General features: G+C 60.0%; 11 protein-coding genes and 1 pseudogene. 2 read left to right on the top strand and 10 right to left on the bottom strand.

What is annotated here, in order from left to right; all coding sequences use genetic code 11:
• Positions 1 to 3: 3 nt before the first annotated feature.
• Complete coding sequence (locus BLP23_RS18640) at positions 4 to 1,587, bottom strand: ABC transporter substrate-binding protein (RefSeq protein ID WP_092586345.1); 1,584 nt, start codon at positions 1,585 to 1,587, stop codon at positions 4 to 6.
• Positions 1,584 to 2,315 (bottom strand): FadR/GntR family transcriptional regulator, encoded by a 732-nt coding sequence (locus BLP23_RS18645; RefSeq protein ID WP_092586496.1) that lies wholly within the window; start codon positions 2,313 to 2,315, stop codon positions 1,584 to 1,586. Before BLP23_RS18645 ends, BLP23_RS18640 begins: the two co-directional genes overlap by 4 nt.
• Before the next feature lie 330 nt (positions 2,316 to 2,645).
• Here BLP23_RS18645 and BLP23_RS18650 point away from each other — a divergent pair, with 330 nt between their 5' ends.
• Positions 2,646 to 3,113 carry an RrF2 family transcriptional regulator gene (locus BLP23_RS18650; RefSeq protein ID WP_092586346.1) on the top strand — a complete coding sequence of 156 codons (468 nt, stop codon included), beginning with the start codon at positions 2,646 to 2,648 and terminating at the stop codon, positions 3,111 to 3,113.
• Position 3,114: 1 nt separating this feature from the next.
• Here the strand turns inward: BLP23_RS18650 and BLP23_RS18655 are convergent, their stop codons facing one another.
• Positions 3,115 to 4,191 (bottom strand): acyl-CoA dehydrogenase family protein, encoded by a 1,077-nt coding sequence (locus BLP23_RS18655; protein WP_092586347.1) that lies wholly within the window; start codon positions 4,189 to 4,191, stop codon positions 3,115 to 3,117.
• 224 nt (positions 4,192 to 4,415) lie between these two features.
• Between BLP23_RS18655 and BLP23_RS18660 the strand changes: the two genes are divergently transcribed.
• A complete protein-coding gene (locus BLP23_RS18660; RefSeq protein WP_092586497.1) occupies positions 4,416 to 5,153 on the top strand; it encodes a metallophosphoesterase in 738 nt (245 codons plus the stop codon).
• Here BLP23_RS18660 and BLP23_RS18665 read toward each other — a convergent pair whose 3' ends face one another.
• The 7 genes and pseudogenes from BLP23_RS18665 to BLP23_RS18690 form a co-directional block, all read right to left on the bottom strand.
• Entirely contained in the window at positions 5,154 to 7,502 is a 2,349-nt protein-coding gene (locus BLP23_RS18665) for a polysaccharide biosynthesis tyrosine autokinase (RefSeq protein WP_092586348.1), read from the bottom strand.
• Between the two features lie 4 nt (positions 7,503 to 7,506).
• Positions 7,507 to 8,514, bottom strand: a complete 1,008-nt coding sequence (locus tag BLP23_RS18670) for a glycosyltransferase family 2 protein (RefSeq protein ID WP_092586349.1) — start codon at positions 8,512 to 8,514, stop codon at positions 7,507 to 7,509.
• The gene (locus BLP23_RS18675; RefSeq protein ID WP_407691801.1) at positions 8,511 to 9,422 is read right to left on the bottom strand and encodes a glycosyltransferase family 2 protein; all 912 of its coding nucleotides are present in this window, start codon (positions 9,420 to 9,422) and stop codon (positions 8,511 to 8,513) included. Before BLP23_RS18675 ends, BLP23_RS18670 begins: the two co-directional genes overlap by 4 nt.
• Positions 9,423 to 9,436: 14 nt before the next feature.
• Complete coding sequence (locus BLP23_RS34070) at positions 9,437 to 10,432, bottom strand: glycosyltransferase family 2 protein (protein ID WP_208603175.1); 996 nt, start codon at positions 10,430 to 10,432, stop codon at positions 9,437 to 9,439.
• A gap of 75 nt (positions 10,433 to 10,507) precedes the next feature.
• A pseudogene (locus tag BLP23_RS34075) lies at positions 10,508 to 11,635 on the bottom strand (glycosyltransferase); the annotation flags it as partial.
• A gap of 84 nt (positions 11,636 to 11,719) precedes the next feature.
• Positions 11,720 to 12,511, bottom strand: coding sequence for an endo-1,3-1,4-beta-glycanase ExoK (gene exoK, locus BLP23_RS18685; protein WP_092586352.1), 792 nt, complete (start codon positions 12,509 to 12,511; stop codon positions 11,720 to 11,722).
• Between the two features lie 3 nt (positions 12,512 to 12,514).
• Positions 12,515 to 13,594, bottom strand: a complete 1,080-nt coding sequence (locus tag BLP23_RS18690) for an acyltransferase family protein (protein ID WP_092586498.1) — start codon at positions 13,592 to 13,594, stop codon at positions 12,515 to 12,517.
• Between the last annotated feature and the right edge of the window lie 31 nt (positions 13,595 to 13,625).

The raw sequence follows: 13,625 nt of genomic DNA on the forward strand, positions 1-13,625 counted from the left end.
GCCTTATTCGGCGATCGACCACTGCTGCGGATTGGCCTGGTACGGCCCGCCGCCTGGAGCAGGCGTCCAGACGAAATCCTTGACCTTGGTCGACACCACGCCGTAGCGGTTCGCGACCCAAAGTGTTCCCCAGGGCAACTCGGTGTTCATCACCTTGCAGACCTGCTGATAGCGGGCATCGCGCTTGCTGCTGTCGGTTTCGGCAAGGGCAGCATCAAGCGCTGAGGTCAGATCCGGCATGCGGGCGCGCACGACGTTCGGGCCTGCCGGCGGAATCTGCTTTTCGTTGAGGCCGGGATTGATGCTGCCGGCATCCGGGCCATTTTGCAGGCCGGCATAGACCATCTGGAACTGCGAGATGTCGGCATCTGCCTTTAGCACGATGCTGTTGTAGGTCGGCGCATCGACGGCGCGCGGCACGACATTGATGCCGACCTGGGCGAGCATCGCCTGCACGGCCGCGAGCACGTTGGTCGCAAGCGGCGTCGTGTAGTAGGTCAAAAGCGTGATCGGCTTGGCGCCGTTGATCTGATCCCAGCCGGCTTCCTTGAGCAGCTCCTTGGCCTTTTGCGGATCGTAGGCGTAGGCTTCGATATCCTTCGGCACCAGCCGATCGGCGATATAGGCGCAATTGGCCGGCGTCGCAGCGCCGCCGTAAAGACTTTTGATGATGGCGTCGCGATTGATGGCATACATCACCGCCTGACGGACGCGCACATCCTTCCAGATCGGCGAATCGTGGTTGAACCCCAGATAGTTTACGACGAAGGAATTGCCTTCGATGACCTTGAAGGACTTGTCGTCCTTGAAGGTCGGCACGTCGTTGGAATCGACATAGGTGAACTGGATTTCACCGGACCGCAGCGCAGCGATTGCTGCCGCCGGATCGGCGAAATATCGATTGATCACCTTTTCCAGCGCCGGCTTGCCGCCGCGATAATCGATGTTGGCAGCGAGCTCGACATATTGGTCGGTGACGTATTTGGTGAACTTGAACGGGCCAGTACCGATCGGCGTCGTCGACCACCAGGTGCTCTTTGCAAGCTGGTCGGCGGGGGTGGAGGCGAGCGCGTGCTCGGGCAGCATCATCACCTTGGTCATCGTATCCAGGATACTGGCGCTCGGTGCGCTCAGCTTGACGACGAGCGTACGGTCATCGGGTGCCTCGACCGCCGAAACGGGCTTGAGGCGCGCGGCAAGCACCGAGCCCGTCTTGGCATTCGTCGCCAGTTCAATGGTGAATTTCGCATCCTTCGCCGTGAAGGACTTGCCGTCATGCCACTTCGCATCCGCGAGCTTGAAGGTGTAGGTCTTCTGGTCCTCGCTCACCTCATAAGACGAGGCAAGCACGCCGACGACCTTCTGCAGCTTCTCGTCATAAGCGACGAGCGGCTCATAATAGATGCTGAGCCAGGTGAAGCCGGCGGTTGCGGCCAGCGGATTGAAATTGCCCTGAAAGCCGCCGGGGCCGACGTCGAAGCCGCCGGAAAGCGTTGCCGCTTCGGCCGGCGCTGTGAAGGCTGGAATGGCGGTCGTCGCCATCATCGCGGCGAGCGCGATGGCCGATAGTCTGGACAGTCGTTTCATTGTGTTCCTCCCACATTTGAACTTGTCTTGTTATTTGCGATCACCCGGGAGATGCCGGCATAATGGCGATCCAGGCGTATGCGCGCTTCCTCCAGGTCCCTTGCTTCCACAGCATCGACGATCGCTTCGTGGTCCCTCCACGTGGCCATAGGATCGACATTGTCGAGATTGACGAAGTCGGACGCCTTGTAAAAAGCCAGCCAGAAAACATCGATCAGCCGAACGAGCGTCTCGTTGTTCTGGCAGCGGAAAAGCAGGCGGTGGAATAGCTGGTCGTCTTCCGCGAAGGATTCGCCGCGCTCGGCATGGAGGCGCATCCTGTTTGCCGTGGCACGCAGCTCGGCGATATCCTCATCGCTGATCATCTCCAGCGTCTTGCCGATGAGGCCGACTTCGAGCGTGCGGCGGATCTCGAGGACTTCCTCGATCTGGCGAAGCGCGCCGCCGAGGCCGTAAGCCAGATTGTCGAGCAGCGGCTCGAAGGAGAAGGCCTTGACGAAGATGCCGACACCGCGCCGCGATTCCAGAACGCCAAGCGACTCCAGCGCTTTGATGCCCTCGCGGAGCGAATTGCGGCTGACGCCGAGTTGGCTTGCAAGCTCTCCCTCGGCTGGCAGCAGCGTTCCCGGCGCAACGCCGTTGTCTGCGATATAGGCGCGAAGGCTCTCTTGCACCGAGACGTGCAGAAGAGGCGCCCGCGTCAGAGGCTTCATCGTCTTTAGCGTCATGCCGTTCTCGTTCATGCATGAGTTCAGGATATGACAGACATATCCACTTGTAGGATATCTGTCAATTGGACATAGAGCGCGGCCGCGCCTGGGGTAAATCGGCATCGGTTGCATCCATTGCTGTTGAAATCGTTCAGAGAGCCCGGCGTGACGTTCGTGATCGGCCGATTATTCCGCCGAAAATCTTAAGGCGAGATCATGATTTTTGGGGAGAGCCATAGAGTTGAACTTAACCTATATAAATAATAGCTATTTATTGTGCTTTCATGCTTTCGGCGCTATTTGCATGGATAGAAGAAAGCAGCGCGCGAATTTGCGGGGCGATCGAAAATGCTGACTAAAAAAGGAAAATACGGATTGAAGGCACTGGTTGATCTGGCGCGTCTGGCGCCGGGAGAAACCGCCTTCATCAACGATGTCGCTGCACGCAACAATATCCCCAAAAAATTCCTCGATACGATCCTCCTGGAACTGCGCAATGTCGGCATCCTTCGCTCCAAGAAGGGGCCGGGCGGCGGCTATTCGCTGTCGAGGCCGGCGTCGGAGATCCGCATCGGCCATGTCATCCGCACGCTTGACGGGCCGCTCGCTCCCATTCGCTGCGCAAGCCGCACGGCTTATGAAGCCTGCGACGACTGTTCGAATCCGGAAACCTGTCATGTGCGCCGCTCGATGACCGAAGTGCGGGATGCGATCGCCGATATCCTCGACAACATGACGCTCGAGCAATTCGTCGCGAAGGGCGGCAAGCTTAGCGATGCAGACCACGAGACCTCGCCGGTTTTCGCGGCAGGCTGATCTAGCGATCCTTACGCAAATGTTGGGCGGCGCGCTGATGAAGAACATCGGCAGATGTTCTCAGCGCGCGGATGCGGGCGTTCCGCCAATGCCGGTCGAGATTGAGGCCGATACTCGCGGCGTTTTCCCCCATCAGTTCGAAAATCAGGTTCGAGGCATCTATTGCCAACTGACTTGCGACGGCGCGCGCGGCACTAGCGGAGAAATAGGCGTCTTCGGCCGAAGGCCCGCTGATATTGATCTGCGCGATGTCGAGCTTGCGGCCCGCCCTTTCCAGAAGCGCGGCTACGGTCTCTATGCCGATCGCGAGCTTGCCAATGTCGTTTGCCTGTGCTGCGCCGGCATCGGCGGAAAGAACCGCACGCGCGATCCCAAGATCGACGGCCGCATGCAACAATTCGCCGATCGCCGATGGTGCGTGCGCGACAAGCGCGACTGCGTCTGCGTTGACATGCAAGTCGCTGGCCACGATGGCGGCTGTGCCGTTGGTGCGCTGGCCAAGGCCGTCCCAATCATCGACAAGTTGAAGGCCTTCGCTGTCTGAGGAAAGGTAAAGCGTGGTCTGATCATGTCCGACTGCGATCCAATCGGCAAAGAGCACCGCCGGCGAAGACGTGCTGCGGCCATTCAGTCGATACCCAAGACCCCGGGAACTGACTGCGGCAGCATCCGCAAAAGCGGCCGCGGCAAAACGATCGCCGGCGAGTACTCGCGCAAAGAGGGCGCGCTGCAGCTCTTCGCCAGCCTGCTGCCGAAAACCGTCGAGGACTGTAAAATGGACTTCGAGGAACTCGCCGATCGAGGGATCGCCTTCAGCGATGATCGCAACGATTTCGGCGAGCAGCGAATTGGCAATGTCCAGTCCTTCATATTCGGGCGGAACGGTGATCGCGCCGAGGCCGGATTGCGAGAGGGCGTCGATTTCCTGATAGGGTAGAATGCGATTGATGTCGCGCTCGCTCGACTGCCGCTGAAAGGCGGCGGCAAGGGTGCGCGCCGTGTTGATCGCCTCTTCCTCGCTTCCAATGCGTTGCGCGACCGGTCGCGCCCGGTCGTGAAATTGCGATACGGTTCCCATCAATCGTACTCTTGTTCGATGACGATAGGAGTGATGGATCACAACCGGGATGATAAGGCCGGTTTTTCTACAAAGTCGGTGTTGTTTGAATTTTCTTACCAGCTTGATAGAGATGGCCATGCCTGACCATCCCACAAACCTTTCAATTCTCAACCGCGCAGCTTTTAGTCAGGAACAGGATTGATTATGGCTCATCCATTGAAGATGACCAAGAGGTTCCCATGATGCTATCGCCCGCCCGGCAACGCCTTCAGCTCGATCCCGGCGACAGGCCGATCTATGCAGTCGGCGACATCCATGGGCGGCATGATCTGCTGCAGATGGCCGAGTACACGATCGTGCGGGATGCAGCACGCCTGCCCGGGCGCAAGCTCATCATCATGCTTGGCGATTACATCGACCGCGGTCCGTCATCTGCGCAGGTGATCTCGCATCTGATGGGGCCGGCGCCGGAAGGTTTCGACCGCATCTGCCTGACCGGCAACCACGAAATCATGATGCTCGACTATATCGATGGGAAGATTTCATTTTCCGAATGGATGCGCATGGGCGCCGATTCACTGCTGCGCTCCTATGGTCTCGACGCCGAGCACCTGCCGCTGATATTTCCGACGGCTTCGAAGCTTGACGGCTTCATCCGCCAATCGCTGCCGCGCCAGCATATCGATTTCATGCGGGCGCTGCCGATCCTCGTCGATACGCCGGACGTTTTGTTCGTCCATGCCGGGATCGACCCAAATTTTACGATCGAGAAGCAGAGCGACGAGGACCTCGTCTTCATCCGCGAGCGGTTCCTCGACAGCGGCATCGCGCTGCCGAAGCTTATCGTTCATGGCCATACGCCCTGCAGCGAGCCGGACGTCCAGCCGCTGCGGCTCAATCTGGATACACGGGCCTTCAAGACCGGGAGGCTGACCGTCGCCCGCCTGTGGCGGGGTCGGGTTCACCTCTTCTCCACCTGATCAGGCTTCGGCAGACTGCCGCTTTGGAGGAAGTTCCTCCGTGTAGTAGCTGACATATTTGTGGTGGTAGCGTTCCGTTCCGCCGAAATTGCTGAACTTGGCGAGCTCGGTCATATCCGTCTTGTTGAGGATGACGCCGAGGATCTTCTGCTTGATCTGCGGTTCGGCATTCACGATATCGCGGACCATGTTGGTCGGTGTCTGGCCCCATTCCGTCACGAACAGGAAGCCATCGACCTGCGGCGCGAAGGCCTTCGCGTCGATGACCGGGCCGAGCGGTGCAAGGTCGACGACGATGTAGTCGAACATCTTGCGGGCATTTTCCATCAAATTGAACATGCCCTGCGAGGCAAGGAGCTCGCTGGTGTGCATCAGGTTGTCGTTCGAAACGACGGGCAGGATTGCAAGCTTGGTGCGGCTGTCGACCCTGACTGCGCTTGCCCACGGTACTTCGCCAAGCACCGCTTCGACCAGACCATGCTGCGGCGGGGTTTTCAGCATGCGCGTCAGGCCCGGGTTGCGAAGGTCGGCGTCGATCAGCAACGTGCGCTTGCCGCTGGAGGCAAGCAGTGCTGCAAAGTTCGCAGCGGTCGTCGACTTGCCTTCGCCGGGAAGGGCGGAGACGACGCCGATGACGCGGTCGCTCTTGCCTTGGAACATGACGTCGCTTGCAAGCTTGGCGTTGCGTAGCGTTTCGGCAAAGACCGAGCGGGGCGCTTCGAGAACGATACGCATGATGCGCTCGAAACTCGCGCCGTCTTCTGGCACTTCTGCGGGCTGGGGTAGCGGGGTCTTGCGCGGTTGGAAGACCTTGCGCTCCTTGGGCAATTTGCCGACCAGCGGCAGATAGCCGAGGAACTTCAGGCCAAGGATAGAGCGAACGTCACCCTCGACGCGGAAGAAACGCTCGCGGAATTCCTGGAATGCCGTCAACGCGCCGCCAGCCATCAGGCCGAGGACGATCGCCAGACCGAGCGTCATCGTCTTCTTGGGGCTCGACGGCGACGTCGGGATACCGGCTTCGGAAATCACACGCGCCTTGGCGATCGGGAAGGACTGTTGCTGTGCTGCCTCCTCGTAACGGCCGAGATAGGCTTCATAAAGCGTCTTCAGCGCGGTTGCCCGCTGTTCGAGATCGTTGAGCTTGACGATCGACTTGTCGGATTCTGAGTTCTTTCCGGTCAGATGCCGGATGTTTTCCTGCAGCGACTCCTGACGCGATTTCGCGACCTCGAACTCATTTCGGTAGCTGGAGGTAAGCTGCTGGAGTTCTTGGAAGATCTGACGCGTCAGGTCTTCTTTTTCCGTGCGCAGCTGCACGGCCTGCGGATGGTCGGCACCGAAATTGGTGGTGATCTCCTGCTCGCGGCGGGTGACCCCGATGTAACGTGTGCGCAGGTCCTGGATCACGGAATTGTCGGTCTGGCCGGAGGAAATTGCGGCGTTGTTGACCGCACCGTCCGGACCCTGATCGACAATCGACTTGAACTGGTTGTAACGGGCCGAGGCGCTGGCGGCATCAGCCTGCGCGACGATGAGCTGCTTGTTGAGGTCGGCAAGCTGCTGCTCGGACATCAGTTCGCCGTTCGCCGAGGTCAGGCCGTTTTCGGTCTTGAACTTTGCAACTTCGAGCGCAGCCTGTTGCGAACGGTCGCGCAGGTCGGCAAGACGTTCCTGCAGCCAGACGGAGGCGCGTTCCGTTGCGTCGAAATTCGCGTTGAGCTGGTCGTTCAGATAGGCGTCGGCATAGGCCTTCGTGACCCTTGCCGCCAGCATCTGGTCCGTCGAGCGGAAGGCGACGGCGATGACAGAACTGCGGGAAACGCGTTCCACCGACAGCGCCTGCTGCAGCATGGCCGCAGCCTTCTGACGGCGGCCATTGCGGGCATTCTCCTCCGAGGCCGGCGGGCCGCCCGGTGTCAGGGCGCTGGCAATGAGTTTCACGCCGGATTTCACCAGTTCGACAGGCCCCTGGCCGGGATCGAGGATGGTGTCGTTCTCGGAGAGGTTTTGAGCATCGACGACGGCCAGTGCCAACTCGTTCGACTTCAGAATCTCGACGGCGCTCGCGATCTGCATATCCACCTGCTGGGCACTGGCGGCAGGCGCCTCATCCTCGGCATATTTGGTCATGCTGTCATCGAGCAGGATCTGCGTCATCGATGTGTAGACGGGTGTCGAAAGGATCAGAAAGATGGCAGCAAGCGCCACGAAAGCGACGACGCAAAGCGCGATCGAACCGGCGCGGCGAAACAGGATCGCAATCAGCCGATCGATATCGATGAAGCTGTCGGAATCGTCGGACGCTTTCGGTACCGTGCTATGCAGGGTCAGGTTTCGTTGATTCATGAGGTCATCCTTTGGGCGAGCGCGGCGCGCTGCCGAACGTTGGAATGTCTGTCTTGAGGCCGGCGCGATTGCGCAATGCCGCGGCCAATCTGTTTATGCGGACAGCGATCGGCATCTTGAGGTGGCGCAGCGCAATCGGATCGCTCCATGCCGCCTTGATCGTGCCGGAGATCGATCTGTTCTTCATGCTGTCGACAAGGAGAAGGAACGATCTCGCCTGCCGCAGGCTGCGTGTCCGGAATTTCTGCGCAGAGGAGGCCTCCACATCGAGCGTATGCTTGCCAAGGAAGACCCTGTCTCCCTCCATCATCGCCTCGATATGCCGGAGTTCGAGCACCCGGGAGATGGAACCCTCGCGGATATGGTAGTCATAGCCCGCAACGGGCTCGACCACGCAGCGCGCGCCAAGCGCCAGTGCGGAGGCGAGGAATACATAGTCCTCGCCGATCCGCAGATTTTCGTCGAAGCGCAGTGCATGCCGCTCGATGAAGGCTCGTTCGAAAACCGGCTTGAGATAACCAAAGTTATGCGTCGTCTGGAAAAGCGCATTGGAGCGAATGAAATCGGCCAGCGTCAGTTCCGGCATGGCTGCCAGCGCACTCTCGGAAAACATGGTTTCCGGCGGCGTGCCGTCGGCGCGGATCACCCGCAGATTGTCGACCGCGATCTGCGCACCAGCTTTCTCGGCGCGGGCAATCAGCCTGGCCAGCCGCCCCGGCTCGATCGCATCGTCGGAATCGAGTACGGCAAGCCACCGGCCCGTTGCCGCGGCAATGGCTGCGTTGCGCGCTGCGGCCGGTCCGCCGTTCGTTTCGAGCGCGAGCAGACGGACATTCCTGTCCGAATAGCTGCCGGCCACCTCGCGCGTGTCATCGCCCGAGCAATCGTCTGCAACAATGACCTCGACGGTCACGCCGGTCTGCGCCAGCGCGCTTTCGATCGCCTTCGAAAGCGTTTCGGCTGCGTTATAAGCTGCCATGATGAAACTGATGTCCGGCAGTACTTTCGTCATGCAGTGCCCTCTGCTGCGCCATATTGGCGAATCTCACGAACGCCGAGCAGGCCGCTGACGACGCCGAGATGCATCGTGCCGCGAAGTGCATAGCGATAGCGTGGAACGGGCACCAGGATGCAGACGAGCGCCACGCCCAGACAATAACCGGCCTTCGCGGTGGCAAGTCCGATCTGTTTCAGGCGTTTAAGACCCTGATTCCTCTCCTGCAACAGGCGTCCATGCGTCTGGCCGAAACGGAAACGGCGTTTTGCGAGCCATGATAGCTCCGCCCGGTTTTCCGGCACCGCCTCATAGACATGTGCTTCGGGAGCATAGGCGATGCGTCCGCCGTCCCGGTGCATATGGCTGAAGAATTCGGTGTCTTCGCCGCCCGTCTTTCCAAGCGCCAGGTTGAAGCGGCGGCCCTTCACATGTTCGGAGCCGAGACGGAGCAGCACGTTGCAGGTGTAGCCCGTGCGAATTTCGTCGCCCACCCAGACCGGCAGCGTCGAGTGAAAATCACCTTCGCGCATCCAGGCAGGTGCGGTCGATGCATAGACGCTGCGGACCGGGCCGAGAATCGCATCGGCGCCGGTCTTTTTTGCCGCATTCAGCAGTTCCACCAGCCAGTTTTCCGAGGCATCCTCGTCGTCGTCGATGAAGGCCAGGAAATCGCCCTTGGCATTCTCGAGGCAGGCGTTGCGGGCAATCGAGATGTTCGATGCCGGGCAGTGCACATAGGCGATCTCGTGCGGGATCGTCGGGCGCAGCGCGTCGACGCGTTCCTGCGCGCTCGCCGTCACATCGTTGTCGGCAACGATGATACGCAGGGTGACGTTTTCAGGAACCGCAAGCACCCCAAGGGAAAGCAGCGCCTCATCCAGCGAGGCGCGGCGGTAGGTGCAAACGCCGATATCGATCTGCATGCGTTGGTCCTTCATCAAGACGCCTTGCGGTTGCGGAAGCTCAGGAGCTCCATCCAGAAACCGGCCGACCAGGCGAAATGCATCACCATGGCAGAGAGCGCGGCAAGCGGCCCGTATGGATTGCGCTGGCCGACCGCCATCCAGAAACCGTAGCCGACGCAGGCGACGGCCCAAAGGCTGAACGGAATGACCGCAATCCAGCTCAGCACGGCCAGAAACGCACCGATAAAGACCGGCACCACCGCGAGCGGCAGCATCTGGCGAAGGTTCGGCATGCTGCCGTGCTTCAGGATGTTCTTAGCACGGCCCCGGCCGTAGCCGAGATATTGCCGGAAAAGCGTTCCAACGGTTGATCGTGGATAATAGATCATCCGTGTCTTGTCGGTCATCCAGATGCCAAAGCCCGCCTTTTTCAGACGGTAATCCAACTCCGCGTCCTCATTATGGCTGAATGTTTCATCGTAGCCGCCTACGGTCTCGAAGGCTGCGATGCGCATCAGCGCATGGTGGCCGTGATCGGTCCAATGGCCCTTGGCTCCTTCGCGATGCTTCGAGCCGCCATTGCCAAGTTTGGAGTTCTGCGCGAAAGCGGTGGCCTTCTGGAAAATGCCGAACCCGATCGTCTCCATGGCGACGACGACCGAATCCGCCTGAATAAGCTCGGCCTCTTCGACGAGCCGCTGGCAGTAATCCGCCGGATAGTCGCCGTGGGCGTCGATCCGGATCAGGTATTCGTAATCGCGGCCGAAGGTCTTGACCGCGAGATTGATGGCTGCGCTCTGGATGCGGCGGGGATTATCGAGAAGAATGACGCGCGGGTCGGTTTCGCTGATGCGGCTGACGATCTCACGCGTGCCGTCGGTGCTTCCGCCGTCTGCGACGACGATGCGGGCGTTCAACTGATCAAGCGCCGGGCCAAGTTTTTCGATCAAGGGTTTGATGTGCCTTGCCTCGTTCAGGCAAGGAATGATGATAAGGCTGGCGACGCTGGAACAAGCATCAGTCTTCATTGCAGTCGACCCTTCTGGAACTGCGGTTGCGGGGTTAGAGTCATCGGCCGCTTGCGCTTCGGCGTCAAACGGTACAAGGCGGGACAGATTGTCGACCAGGGCGCGGCAATCGCTGCGGTCGGCGAGCCAGCTCTTCCGATCCTCGGCGGCGACTGCGGCAGCAAGTGTGGCGTAACGTTCACCGGCGAGGCCCTCGAAGAGGGCTTCGAGGCTTTCGACAGAGGCGTCGTGCAGCGTCAGGCCGATATCCTTGCGAGAGAGGAAACGCGCCGTCTCGGTGCCTGCAAGCGCAATGGGGACGCTGCCATGGAGGCAACCTTCATAGATCCGGTTGGGAAGCAGCCAGCTGGAATTGAGGCCCTCCTCGAAGAAGTCGATCGCCCAGGAGAAGTGAACGTCGCTGTAGATCGCCGGCAGGTCTTCCGGGTTCTTATATGGCCCCTCGAAGCTCAGGTAGGGTGCATTGGCGACGAAGGCGTCGAAATCCTCGAACTCGGAATAAGCCGGCCGGCCGCGCAGCACGATACGGACCCGACCGTTCATCCGGTTGGAGAAATCGGCAAGCAGTTGCAACGATTTGCGGCAGCGCAGCGCCCCGAACCAGCCAATCTTCCAGGGCTCGCCCTCGTTCGGCGGCAAGCGGAGCGGGGTTGCTTCCGGCATGCCGTTCAGCGCGAGCACCTTGTTCTCGACAAGCATGATAGGCGCCTTGAGAGCCGAGCGGGGAACGAAGTAGTTCGCGATGAAGGCGGGCGAACTCGTCAGGATCAGTTTCGCATCTCGCCCGAAATAGGCTTCGGCACGGCGCACTGCCCTGCCGGCTATGCCGTCATTCACGAGAAGGCGATGGATATCGAGGCATTCGTAGACGATCGGCACGCCTCCGAAGAGGTGGCTGGCTCGTTCGGCGACTGCCAGCGCTTCCAGATTGCGCCCGATGATCACGTCCGGCCGTTCGACACCATTCAGCAGGGCCCGCAGGCCGACGAGGGCCTTTGCGACAGCGCCCATGCGCTGGCCGAACTTGGCATCGACGGTCCGGCCAAGTTCGATCGGCGTGAGACCATTCACGGCGGCAAGCGCGTTCTCGCCGCGCCGGAATCCGGAAAGCGTCACCGAGGCGCCCCCTTCTGTCAACATCAGCACGCGGCGGCGCACGGCAGGATCGGCCAGATCATGCGCCAGATATAGGACTTTGAGCATCAATACTCCTTGCGCTTTCCCGGATGTCACCGGAGTCCGATTCGGGTGTGCTGTGTTTGCAATGTTTCGGCGGTTTCAGAACGTTCAATTGAGCGTGCAGGCGATCGAACCCTGGAACTGGCATTTGTCACCCGGCGCCGTGTAGGCCACCCGATCGATTTCCATCGTCGTGGGTTGGGTGTAGGCGAATTTACCCATCCAGTCCGAAAGTTTGTCCGTTCCCCAGAGACTGAAGAAGATCTTCTGCGGGTTCTGGGGAATCTTGGACGGGTCGGTGACGTCCTGGACAAGCTTGCCGTTCAGGTAATAGCGAAGCCTGCCCGCCTCCCAGACGAATGCATAGTCATTGAAGCCCTGATCCGCGCCTTGGCCGACGGGAACGAGCTTTTCGTTACCGCCCTTGGCCTTGATGTATTGGTTCACCTGGACAGTCGACGTGTCTTTGCCGAGCACCTCGAAGTCGATTTCGTCATGCTGCTGCTTATCGGCAGGCCCGATATAGGTGAAGAAGGCGGAGTTCAGGCCCTTGCCGGTTGCAGACTTGATCCGCGCTTCATAGGTGCCGTAGCTGAAGCGTTTTTTCGTCTGGATCTCGCCGCAGAGATAGTTGCGGTCCTTGGATTTACCCTCGGCGAAGGTCAGCTGCAGCATGCCGCCCTCAGCCTTCACCTGGTTCTTGGACCACGTGCAGTTCTGGTGGGCGCCGTTGTTCCAGCCGTCGGAAACGTACCAGACGCTGCGGTCGATCTTGTCGAAATCATCCACGAAGGATTTGCCCGTTGCCTGCTGGGCATGGGCGGGGAGGGCGCCAAGGATAAGGGTGCCGATCGTCAAACTCTGGCAAAGCAGTCGCGCATGGGCGATTTTGGCCGTCATGTCTCACCTTTGCTGTGTAACAAATTCTGCCGGGACATCCCGGCGGGAAGCGGATTGAGAGCTCTTTTTCGTCCGGCCGCCGGTCAAAACGGCGTAGAGGCGCGGCGCGTTGTTGCGGACGAAGCTGTTTGAAACCGCAAGCACTGGAAAGAGCACCAGAAGCGAGCCGCAGAAGAAGAGCGGGTAGAAGCCGATGCCCGTCTTTCCCCAAATCATGAAGAATAGGACGAGCAGCGGATAATGGGCGCAGAAGATCCAGAAGCTCAAGCTTCCGGTCTTTGCAAGACGCTGGCCGAGAGGGGTCTTGATCAGCGGCGCCGAGAGCATCCAGAAGCCGGCAGCCCCGCCGATTGCCAGCGCATTGCGGCCTAGTTCCACCCAGTCCGGCATCGATGGGCCGGTCATGTAGATCGCGGTTGCAAGCAGCGCCGAAGCGGCAAGCAGCAGACCCACGCCAAGTGGTGCAAAGCGGTCGAGCGCCTTGATGTCGATCCTGTAGAGGCTCGCATAGATGCCGAAAGCGAAGCTGAAGAGGATCGAGCGCTTGATCACGATATAGAGCGACATTTCAGGAATGAGCGCGAGCAGCAACAATGTCGACAATGTCAGCAGGGGGATGCGCCGGATGAGCCAGGCGAGCAGCGGCGAAAGCAGGATACAGACGAAGAGGTCGCGCAGGAAGTAAAGCGGGATGTTGGTGGGAAATTCCTCCGCCGCAAAGAGCTGACTGAGAAGGCCACGCACCGATGCGGTCCACGGGCTTACCACATAGCCGTCACCGATGCCCACGCTCAGCATCGCAAGCGCGGCGATGAAGAATGCCGTATTCCAAATGAGAAATGGTAGGAAAACGGTCTGCGCTTTCGTGCGCACCGTTTTCACATAGTTGAAGCCCTCCGTCCCGCCGCGAAACAGCAGGTAGCCGGAAATCGCGCTGAGGCAGGGAACCCCGACACGGAAGAGCGCTTCGCTCAGGAAGACCCGCAGCCAGTCGAAGAAACCATAGGTTCCGTTGAACGGCGTATTGGCAGGGTCAAACGGTATATGGACGAACACGATGCCCGAAATGAGCACGATTCGCATCAGGTTGATCCGCGAGGATACGTTGGCGTCA

The sequence above is a fragment of the Rhizobium mongolense subsp. loessense genome (assembly GCF_900099775.1).
Classification (GTDB): domain Bacteria; phylum Pseudomonadota; class Alphaproteobacteria; order Rhizobiales; family Rhizobiaceae; genus Rhizobium; species Rhizobium loessense.

What these genes read in the sequence shown, in the direction of transcription:
- BLP23_RS18640 (WP_092586345.1), bottom strand. Translation starts at nt 1,587, where the DNA reads ATGAAACGACTGTCCAGACTATCGGCCATCGCGCTCGCCGCGATGATG.
- BLP23_RS18645 (WP_092586496.1), bottom strand. Translation starts at nt 2,315, where the DNA reads ATGACGCTAAAGACGATGAAGCCTCTGACGCGGGCGCCTCTTCTGCAC.
- BLP23_RS18650 (WP_092586346.1), top strand. Translation starts at nt 2,646, where the DNA reads ATGCTGACTAAAAAAGGAAAATACGGATTGAAGGCACTGGTTGATCTG.
- BLP23_RS18655 (WP_092586347.1), bottom strand. Translation starts at nt 4,191, where the DNA reads ATGGGAACCGTATCGCAATTTCACGACCGGGCGCGACCGGTCGCGCAA.
- BLP23_RS18660 (WP_092586497.1), top strand. Translation starts at nt 4,416, where the DNA reads ATGCTATCGCCCGCCCGGCAACGCCTTCAGCTCGATCCCGGCGACAGG.
- BLP23_RS18665 (WP_092586348.1), bottom strand. Translation starts at nt 7,502, where the DNA reads ATGAATCAACGAAACCTGACCCTGCATAGCACGGTACCGAAAGCGTCC.
- BLP23_RS18670 (WP_092586349.1), bottom strand. Translation starts at nt 8,514, where the DNA reads ATGACGAAAGTACTGCCGGACATCAGTTTCATCATGGCAGCTTATAAC.
- BLP23_RS18675 (WP_407691801.1), bottom strand. Translation starts at nt 9,422, where the DNA reads ATGCAGATCGATATCGGCGTTTGCACCTACCGCCGCGCCTCGCTGGAT.
- BLP23_RS34070 (WP_208603175.1), bottom strand. Translation starts at nt 10,432, where the DNA reads ATGAAGACTGATGCTTGTTCCAGCGTCGCCAGCCTTATCATCATTCCT.
- exoK (WP_092586352.1), bottom strand. Translation starts at nt 12,511, where the DNA reads ATGACGGCCAAAATCGCCCATGCGCGACTGCTTTGCCAGAGTTTGACG.
- BLP23_RS18690 (WP_092586498.1), bottom strand. Translation starts at nt 13,594, where the DNA reads ATGCGAATCGTGCTCATTTCGGGCATCGTGTTCGTCCATATACCGTTT.